Here is a 14,138-nt window from a genome sequence, read left to right on the forward strand (position 1 = left end):
AACTCCTCACCCTGGTCGTACGCCAGCGGAGCGGGTCAGGTAGGACGGGGCCGAACCGTCGACCCTCCGCTTTTCAGGCGGACGCTCAGGCGCGGAGGCGGAGGCCGCGGGGGGTGGGGTGGAAGCCGGCGGCCTCCAGGGCGGCCGCGAGTGGGGAGTCGACGATCGATTCGCCGTCGGCGCGTTCGACGGTGAGCTTGCCGAGGGCGCCCTCGCGTACGGCCAGGGCCAGCGCGTCCACGGCGGGCTGCAGGTCGTCCTCGCCCCAGGACAGCAGGGTCTTGCCGCCGCGCTCGACGTACAGCGTGAGGCGGCCGTCGACCAGTACGACGAGCGCGCCCGCCTTGCGGCCGGGCTTGTGCCCGCTCGCCACCTCACCGGACCGCTCCGGCCAGGGCAGCGCCGCGCCGTACGGGTTGGCCGGGTCGGTCGCGGCGAGCACCACCGCGTGCGGCGCGTCGGCGTCGGGACGCGTCGCCCGCAGCCGGTCCACCGCGCCGGGCAGCGCGAACTGCGCCGCGCCCAGGCCCTCGACGAAGTAGCCCCGCCGGGCCCGCCCGGACTCCTCGAACGCCTTCAGCACCGGGTACACCGCCGCGAATCCGCCCGGCGTCCGCTCGGCCATGACGGCGCCGCGGATCACGACGCCGTACCGGTCGAGCAGCGTCTCGGCCTGCGCGTGCCCGCGCCGCGTCGCGTCGTCCTCCGGCTCGGGCAGCAGCCACCAGCGGCCCGCGACGGTCGGCGGGCCGGTGCGCGACGGCATGGCCGGCCGCCGCCGCGTCCGGGACCGGTGCGTCGTACGGCTCGAGCCGAGCCGGGCGCGCAGCGGCGCGAGGGTGTCGTTCGTGAGCCGACCCGCCCACACCAGGTCCCACAGGGCGGTGACGAGCTCCTGGTCGTTCGTCGACCCGACGCGGTCGGACAGCGTGCGGAAGAACACCGCGCCGCCGTCGGACAGCGACTCCAGGACGCGCTCGTGCAGCGGCGTCAGCGTGATCTCGTCGGATCCGGGCATCAGCAGCGGGGCCGTGTCCGCGAGGTACAGGGACACCCAGCCGTCGCCGCCCGGCAGCCCGCCCTGTCCCACCCACACGACCTCGCCGGAGGCGGTCAGCTCGTCGAGCATCGTGGGGGAGTAGCCGGGCACGCGCGCGGGCAGGACCAGCGACTCCAGGGCGGAGGCGGGCACCGCCGCGCCCTGCAGCTGCTCGATCGCGTGCACGAGCGCGTCGATGCCGCGCAGCGAGCCGCGCGCCGTGATGCCATGCCAGGCGGGCAGGAATCGGGCGAGCGCCTCCGGTGGCGACGGCTCCACCTCGGCTCGCAGCCGGGCGAGGGACCGGCGGCGCAGCATCCGCAGCACGCCCGCGTCGCACCATTCCGTGCCGCGCTCGCCGGGCGTGAAGTCGCCCTCGGCGACCCGGCCGGCCGCGGCCAGCCGCCGCAGCCCGTCGGTGACCACCGCGACGCCGAGCCCGAACCGCGCCGCCACGTCGGCCGCGTGGAACGGCCCGTGCGTACGGGCGTACCGGCTGAGCAGGTCGGCGAGGGGGTCGGCGACCGGCTCCAGGAACGCCTCCGGGATGCCCACGGGCAGCGGGACGCCGAGCGCGTCGCGCAGCCGGGCGGCGTCCTCGATCGCCGCCCAGCGTCCGGCGCCGCCGATCCGCACCCGGATGGCCCGGCGGGCGTCCTCCAGCTCGGCCGGCCACTGCGGATCGACGCCGCGTTCGACCAGCTCGTCGGTGCTCAGCGGCCCGAGCTCGCGCAGCAGGTCGGCGGTGCCCTCCCGGTCGCGGGCGTGCCGGTCGGGCGTCAGCCGCCGCAGCTCGCGGTCGGCCTCCGCGACCACCTCCGGGTCGAGCAGCTCCCGCAGGTCCGCCTGGCCCAGCAGCTCGGCGAGCAGCGTCGAGTCCAGCGCGAGGGCCTGGGCGCGCCGCTCCGCGAGGGGGGCGTCGCCCTCGTACATGAACGCGCCGATGTACCCGAACAGCAGGGATCGCGCGTACGGCGACGGCACCTGCGTCTCGACCTCGACGAGCCGCGCCTTGCGGCTCGCCAGCTCCCGCATCAGCGCGATGAGCCCCGGCACGTCGAAGACGTCCTGCAGGCATTCGCGCACCGTCTCCAGCACGATCGGGAACGAGGGGTAGCGGCTCGCCACCGACAGCAGTTGCGCGGCCCGCTGCCGCTGCTGCCACAGCGGCATGCGCCGGCCCGGATTCCGGCGGGGCAGCAGCAGCGCCCGCGCCGCGCACTCCCGGAACCGTGACGCGAACAGCGCCGAGTTGCCCAGCTCGTCGGTGACGATCCGCTCGATCTCCTCGGGGTCGAACACCGCCAGGTCGCCCGCCGGCGGGGCCGCGCCGGTCTCGTCGAACTCGGCGCCCGTGTCGGGCACCCGCAGCACGATGCCGTCGTCGGAGTGCGCGGCCTGCGCCTCCACGCCGTAGCGCTCCCGCAGCCGCGCGGCCATGGCGAGGGCCCACGGCGCGTGCACCCGCGCCCCGAACGGCGAGTGCACGACGACTCGCCAGTCGCCGAGCTCGTCGCGGAACCGCTCCACCACCAGCGTCCGGTCGTCGGGGACGTAGCCGGTGGCCTCCCGCTGTTCGGCGAGGTAGGCCACGAGGTTGCCCGCCGCCCAGTCGTCCAGGCCGGCCTCGCCCAACCGCGCGCGGGCCGGGTCCGGCTCGAGCGTGGCCAGCTCACGGCTGAACGCCCCCAGCGCCCGGCCCAGCTCCGCCGGCCGCCCCGGCGCGTCACCGTGCCAGAACGGCAGCTTCCCCGGATGGCCCGGCGCGGGGGAGACCAGCACGCGGTCGGGCGTGATGTCCTCGATCCGCCACGAGCTCGCGCCCAGCACGAACACGTCGCCGACCCGCGATTCGTACACCATCTCCTCGTCGAGCTCCCCGACCCGTGAGGACTTCTCGCCGACGAGGAAGACGCCGAACAGGCCGCGGTCGGGGATCGTGCCGCCGCTGGTCACCGCCAGCCGCTGCCCGCCGGGCCGGCCGCGCAGCACCCCCGCGACGCGGTCCCACACCAGCCGGGGCCGCAGCTCGCCGAACTCGTCGCTGGGGTACCGGCCCGCGAGCATGTCGAGGGTCGCCTCCAGCACCGACCGGGGCAGCGTCGCGAACGGCGCCGCCCGGCGTACGAGGGTCTCCAGCTCGTCGACCGGCCACTCGTCCATCGCGGTCATCGCGACGATCTGCTGGGCCAGCACGTCCAGGGGGTTGCGCGGATACCGCAGCTCCTCGATCCGCCCGTCGCGCATCCGCTCGGCCACGACCGCCGTCTGCACGAGGTCGCCCCGGTATTTGGGGAAGATCACGCCCTTGGAGACGGCCCCGACCTGGTGCCCGGCCCGGCCGATCCGCTGCAGCCCGGCCGCCACCGACGGCGGCGACTCCACCTGCACGACCAGGTCCACCGCGCCCATGTCGATGCCCAGCTCCAGGCTGGAGGTCGCCACCACGGCCGGCAGCCGGCCCGCCTTCAGCGACTCCTCGATGCCGGCCCGCTCCTCCTTGGAGACCGAGCCGTGGTGCGCGCGTACGACGTCGGCGGGCGCGCCGCGCGAGGCCCCCGCCTGCGCCATCATCTCCGCCGGGGAGGAGTCCTGCGGCAGCGCCTCGCCGTTCTGCCGTTCCCAGGAGAGCTCGTTGAGCCGTCCGCTCAGCCGCTCGGCCAGCCGCCGGGAGTTGGCGAACACGATCGTCGACCGGTGCTCCTCGATCAGGTTGAGCACGGCGTCCTCGACGTGCGGCCAGAGGTTGCGCCCCCGCAGCGGGGAGTCGTCCTCGCCGCGCGGGTCGGGCGGAAGCTCGGTCATGTCCTCCACCGGAACCGAGATCCGCAGGTCGACCTCTTTCCCGTGCGGCGGCTGCACCACGGTCGCGGGCCGTACTCCGCCGAGGAAGGTCGCCACCTCCGTCACCGGGCGGACCGTCGCCGACAGCCCGATCCGCTGCGCGGGATGCTCCAGCAGCGCGTCCAGCCGCTCCAGGGACAGCGCCAGGTGGGCGCCGCGCTTGGTGGCCGCCACGGCGTGCACCTCGTCGACGATCACCGTCTCCACGCCGCGCAGCGCCTCGCGCGCCTGCGACGTCAGCATCAGGAAGAGCGACTCCGGCGTCGTGATCAGGATGTCGGACGGCTTCGTCGCGAACCGGCGGCGCTCGTCGGCCGGGGTGTCCCCGGAGCGCACGGCGACGCCGATGTCCGGCTCGTCCAGTCCCAGCCGCCGCGCCGTCTGCCGCAGCCCGGTCAGCGGGGCGCGCAGGTTGCGCTCGATGTCCACGGCCAGGGCCTTCAGCGGCGAGACGTACACCACCCGGCAGCGCCGCTTCGGATCCTCCGGCGGCGGGGTGGAGGCCAGCCGGTCCAGCGACCACAGGAACGCGGCGAGGGTCTTGCCCGACCCGGTCGGCGCCACGACCAGGGTGTTGTCACCGCGGGCGATCGCCTCCCAGGCACCCGTCTGGGCCGTCGTGGGCGCCGCGAAGGCCCCGGTGAACCAGGCCCGGGTCGGGGCCGAGAAACGGTCGACGGGGTTCATTCTGCCAGTGTGCCTTCCCCCACCGACCGAATCGTTCGCCGGCGACGGCGGGCGGTAGCTTGGGGCACGTGCGACTAACGGTGTTCTGGGATCGGATGAACCAGCAGTTCGGCGAGGGCTACGCCGAGAGCGTGGCCAAGGACTACGTCATGGCCGAACTCGACGGTCGCACGGTCGAGCAGGCGCTGGCCGACGGCGAGGACGCCAAGAACGTCTGGCGGGCCGTCTGCGCCACCTTCGACGTTCCGCAACGGCTCCGGTGAGCGTCGACCGGCTGCTCGCCGAGGTGCGTACGCGGCTCGTCCGGCTCAAGCCGCTGGAGGCCGCGGAGGCGGTGCGCGAGGGCGCCCGCCTCGTCGACACGCGTCCGGAGTACCAGCGGCGGGCCGACGGCGACATCCCCGGCGCGATCGTCGTCGAGCGCAACCATCTGGAGTGGCGGCTCGATCCGCACGGCGGCTTCCGCATCCCGGAGGCCACCGACCATCACGTGCGGTGGATCGTGATCTGCGACGAGGGCTACTCGTCCTCGCTGGCCGCCGCGTCGCTGCGCGCGCTCGGGCTGGCCAACGCCACGGACGTCATCGGCGGGTTCCAGGAATGGCGGGCCGCCGGGCTGCCGGTGAGCCGCGGCACGGCGCCCGTACGCCCCCGGCTCGCGCCGTACGACGGCCGGTAGCCGGTCCGCGGTCGGCCGCCGGGTCGTCAGATGACGGCGACCGCGGTGATCAGGCCGATCGTGATCTGCGTCGCGCCGAGGAGCACGGCGGACGGTTCCAGGGACTCGGCGGCCATGAGCGCCGCCACGTCGACGCGCAGCAGGACGCGGGTGATCAGGAACCCGATCTGCTGGGCCACGATGCCCACGAGTCCCCAGACCAGCGTCGCGATCAGCCCCTCGCTCAGCCGGCCGCCGGAGGCGTAGATCGAGGAGGCGACGACCAGCCCGACCCCCACGATGCCGCAGACGGCCAGCATCGCGGCGTTCGTGTTCCGCCCGTGGCGGATGATCGAGGTGAGCCGTCCCGGCGTGGTCACGTCGACGGCGAAGAAGCCGATGAGCAGCAGGACCAGGCCGACGGCCGTGTACGCGGCGATCGCGCCGGCGCCCTTGCCCAGTGCCGTGCCGAAGTCGTGTGAGAACGCCAGGGCCATCTGTCTTCTCTCCTTTGGCGAGGTCGGGGGAGTCCCAGGGGAAAACCGGTCAGGAAGGGCCCACTCCGCCGTCCTCGGGCTCGGCCGGGATGCGGTGCGGGACGAACGACGACGTGTCGTCGGTGATCAGCCCGGACGTCTCGCGGATGCCCAGCCCGGCCGCCTCGTCGCCGACCACCCAGGCGCCGAGCACGGGGTGCTCGCCCTCGAAGTCCGGCAGCGGGCAGAACTCCTGGAAGACGTAGCCCTCGGCGCCGTACTCGCCCGACGTGGCCGTCTGCACGCCGTCCGGCGTGACGATCCGCATGCTCGCGCCCTCACGTCCCAGCAGCGGCTTCTGCACGTACGAGGTGAGGGAGCCCGGGGTGCCGAGGTAGGTCGGCAGCAGGTTCGGGTGGCCGGGGTAGAGCTCCCACAGCAGTACGAGCAGCGCCTTGTTGGACAGGAGCATCTTCCAGATGGGCTCGACCCAGCCGGCCCGCGGGACGTTCCGCCCGAACGGCTCGCCGACGATCCACTCCCACGGGTAGAGCTTGCAGAACGCCGTGATGTCGCGGTCCTGGAGGTCGACGAATCGGCCGCGGTCGTGGTGCCAGCCGATGTCCTCCATGGCGATCGCGATCCCCGGGATGCCCGCCTGCTCGGCGGTCTCCTGCAGGTACGCGATCGTCATGACCTCCTCGCCGGTCTCGTCCTCGTTCGTCCAGGCGAAGTGCACGGCCGAACCGGCGGGCACTCCGGGCGTGCCGGACCGGACGGCCGGGGCGATCTCCTTCCAGCGGTCGACGAGCCGCTCGTGGATGGAGTTCCACTGGTCGTCGTCGGAGTGGGTGTCGCGCACCCAGTACCACTGGATGATCGAGCTCTCCAGCAGCGAGGTCGGGGTGTCGGCGTTGTACTCCAGAAGCTTCGCCGGGCCCGAGCCGTCGTACCACAGGTCGAAGCGCCCGTAGAGGTACGGGTCGCGGCGCCGCCACGACGCCTCGATCAGCGGCCACACCCACTGCGGGATGCCGAACACCGCGTACCGGCGGGTGCTCACGACGTGCTCCACCGCCGCGAGGCACATCCGGTGCAGTTCCTCGACCGTCTCCTCGAGGGCGAGCACCTCGTCCATCTCGAACGTGTAGTGCACTGACTCGTCCCAGTACGGCCGGGTCAGATGCTCGGGATGCGAGGTGCGGTGATAGGCCAGCCCCTGCGACTCGACGATCTGATCCCAGCGCGCCCGGGGCTCCGAATGCCCGCGCCGCACCGTTCAGCCTCCCCGCGAACTGCTGCCGTGGTGACCGAACCCGCCCCGCGAGACGCCATGGCCGCTGCTGTGGCTCTTGCCGCTGGAGATCACCCGGCCGCCGCGCGAGACGATCCGGGTGCCCCGCCTCGGGCGGACCGACGAGCCCCCCGAGACGTAGCCGTTGTTGCGGTACCGGCCACCGTAGTACCAGTAGTAACGCCCGTACGATCCGCCGTTGTCGCAGAAGTAGTCGGGGACGACGCGGTAGGAACTGCCGACCGGTGCCCAGCTGTCGACGCAGTACGCGGTCTCACTCCGCGAGGAGCAACCGACGACGGTCAATGACAGAAGGCTCACCGCGCTGAGTTGCACGATGCCGGACCGCATCATCCGGCGGGCGTCCTTCGGGGGCATTTGCGGTCGGATCTCCGGAGTTGGGAGTGATGACCGGTAAGTCTAGAGCCAAGATCCCGACGAAAGCACTACCTGATCGGGAAGCTGAGGTACAGATCCGCAGGTTCGGCCACTGATGGCAGATCGCTCACCTGACCGTCGCCGACCTCGACCACCCGCCAGAGCCCGTCCTCGCGCCGGGCCAGGTCCGTCGTGATGAACCGGCAGCCGAGCGCGCGCACGCACGGCGCGATCGGGTCCGCCTGCGGGCGCGGATACCGGTCCGGCGTGTCCGGGTGGGGGCCCATCAGCACCGGCTCGCCGTCGACCCACCACACGCGGGCCTCGCCGCCGTCGAACCGCTCGTACTCGCGGATGACGACGCCGCCGGCCAGGAGGTCGCCCTGGCGTTCGACGAACCGGGCGACCACGGCGTGCAGCCGCTCCACGTCGGCGAGGTCGGGGATGTAACAGGCCTCGTCCCACTCGTGCTTGCGCGACTTGACGTAGTCCTTCACGACCGCCGGTCCGGACCGCAGCGGGCGTACGAGCTCGGCCAGCTTGTCGGCCGCCGGGGTGGCGCCGGGGGACAGCGGCAGCCACACGCTGGCGGGCGTGACGCCCGCGAACGTGTCGTACCAGCCGGGCAGCTCATGGGCCTTCTCGTAGCCGTCCGGCGGAACGGCGAGGACGACGCCGCGGGCGGCCAGTGCGGCGGCGAGCGCTGCGTACTGCGCCGTCGTCGCCATCCAGCCGCGGTACCAGGCCGTTCCCAGCCCGTCGGGCACCCGGCGTACGGCCTCGGCGACGTCACCGTGCTGCAGGGCGTCATGGTCGATGAGCGCGACCGACCCGCCGAGCGCGCGTACGGCCTCGGCCTCTCGGGCGAAGTGCTCGTCGACCCGCCGGGGGTGCAACGGGTCGGCGCACATGAGGATGGTCACCGGCATGATCCTGGACATCAGCGTAGGGCAAGACGCCGGGTCTTTCCCGGGGGAATCGGCGCGTCCGTTCATGATCGAACACGTGTTCGGCTAGAGTGAAGGAAGCGACGACGTTGTCCACAGTGGTGGGCCGGACCCTCGAAAATTGTCGGCGGGTCCCCGTAACGTCGCTTCCGACAACAGCAGGCATCGACCCCACAGGGACACCTCACATGGCAGCAAACGATCGCGAGAAGGCCCTCGAGGCGGCGCTCGCGCAGATCGAGCGGCAGTTCGGCAAGGGTTCCGTCATGCGGCTGGGCCAGGAGGGGCGCCCCCCGGTCGAGGTGATCCCGACCGGTTCGATCGCCCTCGACGTCGCCCTGGGCATCGGCGGCCTCCCGCGTGGCCGCGTGGTCGAGATCTACGGTCCGGAGTCCTCCGGTAAGACGAGCCTCGCCCTGCACGCCGTGGCAAGCGCGCAGAAGGCCGGCGGCATCGCCGCGTTCGTGGACGCGGAGCACGCGCTCGACCCGGAGTACGCCAAGAAGATCGGCGTCGACATCGACGCCCTCCTCGTCTCCCAGCCCGACACGGGTGAGCAGGCCCTCGAGATCACCGACATGCTGATCCGCTCCGGCGCGATCGACGTCGTCGTCATCGACTCCGTCGCGGCGCTCGTGCCCCGCGCCGAGATCGAGGGCGAGATGGGCGACAGCCACGTCGGCCTCCAGGCCCGCCTCATGTCCCAGGCCCTCCGCAAGCTCACCGGTGCCATCAACCAGACCAAGACCACAGCGATCTTCATCAACCAGCTGCGGGAAAAGGTCGGCGTCATGTTCGGCTCGCCCGAGACGACCACCGGTGGCAAGGCGCTGAAGTTCTACGCCTCGGTGCGGCTCGACGTGCGGCGGATCGAGACGATGAAGGACGGCACGGACGCGGTCGGTAACCGCACCCGCGTCAAGGTCGTCAAGAACAAGATGGCCCCGCCCTTCAAGGTGGCCGACTTCGACATCCTGTACGGCGTCGGGATCAGCCGCGAGGGCGGCCTGATCGACATGGGCGTCGAGCACGGCTTCGTGCGCAAGTCCGGCGCCTGGTACACCTACGAGAACGACCAGCTCGGCCAGGGCAAGGAGAACGCGCGGCGGTTCCTCAAGGAGAACCCGGACATCGCCGACGAGATCGAGAAGAAGATCAAGGAGAAGCTCGGCGTGGGGCCGCGCCTCGACGCACCGGCCGAGCCGGCGAGCGCTCCCGCCGCTCCTCCGGCTGCCGCTGCCGCGGCGGGCAAGGCCGCACCGGCCAAGCGGGCCGCGAAGACCCCGAAGCCGGGAGACGTGTGATCCCGGGTCGCCCTTCGGCGGGACCGATCGAGGGGCTGACCCATGACCGCTCCTGAGGGGTGGCGGCGTCCCGCGCCGCGCCGGACCGAACCCGGCGCGGAGATCTTCCCTGGCGACGCCGCCCGCGCTCAGGAGCCCGGCCCGGCCGCCGCGCAGACGGGCCCCGCGGCCGTCCCGACAGCAGGCGCGGACCCGTCGGCGGGCGGTACGGCCGATCCGACGGGTGCCGAAGCTCTTCCGGCGGACGACGCGGAGATCCAGATGGGCGGCGCGGGCATGCCGGCGGGCGGTGAGACGTCGGCGGCCGGGAGGTCGGGGCGGCGGGGGCGGAGGCGCGGCGGGGGCCGCCTCGCCGAGGGGCCGACGCCGGGCAGCCCGGCGGCGCAGGGCCCGCCCGCCGACCCGGAGGCGGTGGCGCGCGAGATCTGCCTGCGGCAGCTCTCCTTCGCCCCCAAGACCCGCGCCCAGCTCGCCGACGCGCTGCGCCGCAAGGGCGTGCCCGACGACGTCGCCGAGCGAGTGCTGGGCCGCTACTCCGAGGTCGGGCTGATCGACGACGCGGCGTTCGCACGGGCCTGGGTCGAGTCGCGCCACGCCGGGCGGGGGCTGGGCCGCCGGGCGCTCGCGGCCGAGCTGCGGCGGCGCGGCGTCGCCGACGAGACGGTCAGCGAGGCCATGGAGGACCTCGGCCCGGAGCAGGAGGAGGCAGCGGCCCGCGAACTGGTCGCCCGCAGACTGCCCGGCACCCGTGGCCTCGACCCGGTCAAACGCACCCGGCGGCTGATGGGCATGCTCGCCCGCAAGGGCTACTCCGGCGGCCTGGCGTACCGCGTCGTCCGCGAGGCGCTGGAGGCCGAAGGCGCCGATGACGTTCCGGACCTGTCGTTCGACGACTGATCTCGCTCGCGGGATCGTCCGCGGTGCTCCGGTCCGCAGGCCGGAGCGCGCGTCAGGGCGTGTTCTCGATCGGTGTCAGGTGGACGCGGCCGGTCTCGTCGACCCGCCAGCCCGGGTTGTGGCAGATCTCCCAGACGACGCCGTTCGGGTCCGCGACATGGCCGTGGTAGCCGCCGAACTCCGCGGTCTGCGGGCTCTTGACGAGCGTTCCGCCGGCCTCGACGGCGCGCTTCACAGTGGCCTCGACGTCGGCGGGGGTCGCGACGTTCTGGGACAGGGTGAGGCCGCCGAGTTTCCCGTCGGCCGCCGTGCCCTGCATGTCGGCGACGAACTTGGTCGCCTCGAACAGGCCCAGGACCAGGCCGGGGGCGATCTGGAAGAAGATGATCTCGCCGGGGACGTCCAGGAGCGGTGTCCAGCCGAGCCCGTCGCGGTAGAAGGCGCGGGCGGCGTCGAGGTCGGGTGTCGACAGAGTGATGAAGTGTGCTCGCTGTTCCATGGTCCCCAGCATGGCGCGGGCGCGGGGAGGCGGTCTTGAACGGATCGGACACAACGGCCTCGACCTGGCCGGACGCGGAGTCCCTGGCCGGGCCGGACGCGGCGTCGCTCTACCGTGAGGTCGCTCCGGCGGAGCCGCACCCGTTCGTGCGGTGCTGGTGGGAGCAGAGCGTCGACGAGCGGGTGGACGGCTACGTGCAGCGGGTGCTGCCGGACGCCTGCGCGGATGTGATCGTCTCGGCGGACGGGAGCGCGGTCGTCGTCGGGCCCGCGACGGAGCCCGTCCTGCCCCGGTTGCGCGGTGGGGAACGCCTGCGGGGGCTGCGCATCCGTACCACCGCCATCGGCACGGTGCTCGGCCTGCCCGCGTACGAGCTGCGCGACCTCCAGGTGCCGCTCCGCGAGCTGTTCCCGGCCGCGGAGGCGGGACGGATGGCGGACGGCGTGTGGCACGGCCGGCGCTGGTCGCCCGCTGTGGACGGGCCGCCGGAGGACCGGCGGATCGAGTACGCCGTCCGCCGTCTCATGCGAACCGGGACACGGGTCGCGGACCTCGCCGGGGAGATCGACCTCTCCGAGCGCCAGTTGCGCCGTCTGCTCCTGGCCGCGACCGGGCTGGAGCCGCGGACCCTGCGGCGCGTGGCCCGCTTCCAACGCTTCCTGACATTGTCCGACCAGGCCTGTACGCGGCCGGTGTCGGATCGGGCCTGTACGCGGCCGGTGTCGGATCGGGCCTGTACGCGGCCGGAGTCGGATCGGGCCTGTACGCGGCCGGAGTCGGATCGGGCCCGTACGCGGCCGGACCGGGCTCGTACGCCGTCCGGCCCGGTCCGGCCGGAGCGGTCGCTGGCCGAGCTCGCGGTCTCCGCCGGATACGCCGATCAGGCGCATCTGAGCCGGGAGGCGCGCGTCCTGGCAGGGCTGACGCCGTCCGCGTTGCTGGCCGAACGCCACCCGTCCGCGGCGGCGGCCGGTCGGCCCGGTGACACAGGGCATGACTTCCCGGCTTGACCCGACGGGCTCCTCGAAACCGGCCGTCGGCGGTGACCCGCTCACACCTCTGCCTCGGCCCTGACATGGACCGTTACAGGAAAGATCGAGTGAATCGTCCGGAACGTGGGGTCTTTTCTTGCCCATTACCTCTTGGCCGCTTACGGTTACCGCAGTGAGGTGTTACTCCGCGCAGTGCGGATTTCCATAGGACTGACCGCGTTCGACCAGTTGGAAGGTGTTGTGCCCGGCTCCCGCAGCCGGTGGTTCGCATAGCCAGGGTTCTGGAACGCTCCGGAGCCCGCCTGACCATGCGCGTCCGGCAGCCGACCGGAGGTGCTGGTCGCGGCCGTCCCGGGACCGCACGGCGCGCCCGTAACGCCTCGCGTCGCCGACATCAGGGCCTCCTGATGCCGCAGCGTCGAGGAGAGGGGTCAGTGCCGTGATTTACGTCGTGACAGGTGCGGCACTGGTGGTCATCCTGGCGCTGGTCGTCCTGGTCCTCATCGTGCTGCGCCGTTTCGACGCCGCCGCCCGTACGGCCGCGGCGAACGAGGAGCAGGCGGAGGCGCAGCGGGGCGCCGACGAGATCGTCACCAAGGCCCGGGCAGACGCCCAGGACATCATCAGCGACGCCGAGGTCAAGGCGCGGGAGGCGTCCGCGGCGGCGCGGTCCGAGGTCGAGGACGAGATCAAGTCGCTGAAGGAGGACCTGCGGGCGCTCCGCGAGGATCTCGAGCGCCGCGAGGCCCGGCTCGCCGAGCGCGAGCACCGGCTGGACGACGAGGTGCGCCGCCTGGAGGAGCGCGCCCGTGAGCTGGCCGACGCCAAGCAGGCGCTGAAGGAACGGCGGGCCGCACTCGACCGGCTCGACGACGAGCGCAAGAGCGTGCTCGAGCAGGCCGCCGGGCTCACCGCCGACCAGGCCAAGACCGAGCTCGTCACCCTGATCGAGAATCAGGCCAAACGCGAGGCCGCCCTGATCACGCGGGATATCGAGAACGAGGCGCGCGAAGAGGGCGAGAAGCGCGCCCGCAAGATCGTGACCCTGGCGATCCAGCGGGTCGCCAGCGAGCAGACCGCGGAGTCGGTCGTGTCGGTGCTGCACCTGCCCAGCGACGAGATGAAGGGCCGGATCATCGGCCGTGAGGGCCGCAACATCCGGTCCTTCGAGACGACGACCGGCGTGAACCTCATCATCGACGACACGCCCGAGGCGGTGCTGCTGAGCTGCTTCGATCCCGTACGCCGGGAGGTCGGCCGGCTGACGCTGGAGAAGCTGGTCCTCGACGGCCGGATCCATCCGCAGCGGATCGAGGAGATCTACGAGCACAGCAAGGCCGAGGTCGAGCAGTTGTGCGTGCGCTCCGGTGAGGACGCCCTGCTGGAACTGGGGCTCACCGACATGCACCCGGAGCTGATCACCTTGCTGGGCCGCCTGCGGTACCGGACGTCGTACGGGCAGAACGTCCTGGCGCACCTCATCGAGTCGGCGCATCTGGCCGGGGTCATGGCGGCCGAGCTGAGGCTGCCGATTCCGCTGCTGAAGCGGTGCACGCTGCTGCACGACATCGGCAAGGCGCTGACGCACGAGGTCGAGGGCAGCCACGCGCTGATCGGCGCGGAGATCGCCCGGCGGTACGGCGAGGACGAGGACGTCGTGCACGCCATCGAGGCGCACCACAACGAGGTCGAGGTGCGCACCGTGGAGGCGGTGCTGACCCAGGCGGCGGACTCCATCAGCGGAGGCCGCCCGGGTGCGCGGCGCGAGTCGCTGGAGGCGTACGTCAAGCGGCTCGAACGGCTCGAGGAGATCGCGGCCACGCGCGAGGGCGTCGAGAAGGTCTTCGCCATGCAGGCCGGCCGGGAGATCCGGGTGATGGTGCGGCCCGATTCGGTGGACGACCTGCAGGCGCAGGTCATCGCGCACGATATCGCCAAGCAGGTCGAGGAGGAGCTGACCTACCCCGGTCAGATCCGGATCACCGTGGTCCGCGAGTCGCGCGCCACGGAGTTCGCCCGCTGACGACCGCGGCCCGGCCGACCGGACCGCCGCACCGGCCGGGCTCTTCCCGATCGGCGGCGGCCCACCTCGCTCCGGGACCATGCCCCGGTCCCCGGCCGGG

12 protein-coding genes are annotated in these 14,138 nt (G+C 72.8%); 6 read left to right on the forward strand and 6 right to left on the reverse strand.

All coding sequences use genetic code 11. The annotated features are described in order from the left end of the window. Positions 1–85: 85 nt before the first annotated feature. Positions 86–4,570, reverse strand: coding sequence for an ATP-dependent helicase (locus tag ABD978_RS29865; RefSeq protein WP_345362019.1), 4,485 nt, complete (start codon positions 4,568–4,570; stop codon positions 86–88). Positions 4,571–4,638: 68 nt separating this feature from the next. Between ABD978_RS29865 and ABD978_RS29870 the strand changes: the two genes are divergently transcribed. Further along, the gene (locus ABD978_RS29870) at positions 4,639–4,833 is read left to right on the forward strand and encodes a DUF3046 domain-containing protein (protein WP_345362022.1); all 195 of its coding nucleotides are present in this window, start codon (positions 4,639–4,641) and stop codon (positions 4,831–4,833) included. Next, positions 4,830–5,249, forward strand: a complete 420-nt coding sequence (locus tag ABD978_RS29875; RefSeq protein WP_345362025.1) for a rhodanese-like domain-containing protein — start codon at positions 4,830–4,832, stop codon at positions 5,247–5,249. Before ABD978_RS29870 ends, ABD978_RS29875 begins: the two co-directional genes overlap by 4 nt. Before the next feature lie 26 nt (positions 5,250–5,275). Here ABD978_RS29875 and ABD978_RS29880 read toward each other — a convergent pair whose 3' ends face one another. The 4 genes from ABD978_RS29880 to ABD978_RS29895 form a co-directional block, all read right to left on the reverse strand. Beyond that, entirely contained in the window at positions 5,276–5,725 is a 450-nt protein-coding gene (locus ABD978_RS29880; protein ID WP_345362028.1) for a DUF350 domain-containing protein, read from the reverse strand. Positions 5,726–5,774: 49 nt separating this feature from the next. Further along, positions 5,775–6,980, reverse strand: a complete 1,206-nt coding sequence (locus ABD978_RS29885; protein WP_345362031.1) for a glutathionylspermidine synthase family protein — start codon at positions 6,978–6,980, stop codon at positions 5,775–5,777. Positions 6,981–6,983: 3 nt separating this feature from the next. Next, positions 6,984–7,376 (reverse strand): hypothetical protein, encoded by a 393-nt coding sequence (locus tag ABD978_RS29890; RefSeq protein WP_345362034.1) that lies wholly within the window; start codon positions 7,374–7,376, stop codon positions 6,984–6,986. 68 nt (positions 7,377–7,444) lie between these two features. Then, the gene (locus tag ABD978_RS29895) at positions 7,445–8,317 is read right to left on the reverse strand and encodes an ATP-grasp domain-containing protein (protein WP_345362037.1); all 873 of its coding nucleotides are present in this window, start codon (positions 8,315–8,317) and stop codon (positions 7,445–7,447) included. A 194-nt stretch (positions 8,318–8,511) separates the two neighbouring features. Here ABD978_RS29895 and recA point away from each other — a divergent pair, with 194 nt between their 5' ends. Both recA and ABD978_RS29905 read left to right on the forward strand, forming a co-directional pair. Beyond that, a complete protein-coding gene (recA, locus tag ABD978_RS29900; RefSeq protein WP_345362040.1) occupies positions 8,512–9,627 on the forward strand; it encodes a recombinase RecA in 1,116 nt (371 codons plus the stop codon). A gap of 261 nt (positions 9,628–9,888) precedes the next feature. Continuing rightward, positions 9,889–10,524: a regulatory protein RecX gene (locus tag ABD978_RS29905; RefSeq protein WP_345362497.1), complete on the forward strand. Its 636-nt coding sequence runs from the start codon at positions 9,889–9,891 to the stop codon at positions 10,522–10,524. 52 nt (positions 10,525–10,576) lie between these two features. On the opposite strand, the gene ABD978_RS29910 is transcribed toward ABD978_RS29905, so the two are convergent. Then, positions 10,577–11,023 (reverse strand): VOC family protein, encoded by a 447-nt coding sequence (locus tag ABD978_RS29910; RefSeq protein WP_345362043.1) that lies wholly within the window; start codon positions 11,021–11,023, stop codon positions 10,577–10,579. Between the two features lie 35 nt (positions 11,024–11,058). Here ABD978_RS29910 and ABD978_RS29915 point away from each other — a divergent pair, with 35 nt between their 5' ends. Together ABD978_RS29915 and rny are read left to right on the forward strand one after the other, a co-directional pair. Further along, positions 11,059–12,033 carry a DUF6597 domain-containing transcriptional factor gene (locus tag ABD978_RS29915; protein WP_345362046.1) on the forward strand — a complete coding sequence of 325 codons (975 nt, stop codon included), beginning with the start codon at positions 11,059–11,061 and terminating at the stop codon, positions 12,031–12,033. Between the two features lie 433 nt (positions 12,034–12,466). Further along, positions 12,467–14,038, forward strand: a complete 1,572-nt coding sequence (rny, locus tag ABD978_RS29920; RefSeq protein ID WP_345362049.1) for a ribonuclease Y — start codon at positions 12,467–12,469, stop codon at positions 14,036–14,038. Positions 14,039–14,138 lie beyond the last annotated feature (100 nt).

The sequence above is a fragment of the Actinoallomurus liliacearum genome, from assembly GCF_039542035.1.
Lineage (GTDB): Bacteria > Actinomycetota > Actinomycetes > Streptosporangiales > Streptosporangiaceae > Actinoallomurus > Actinoallomurus liliacearum.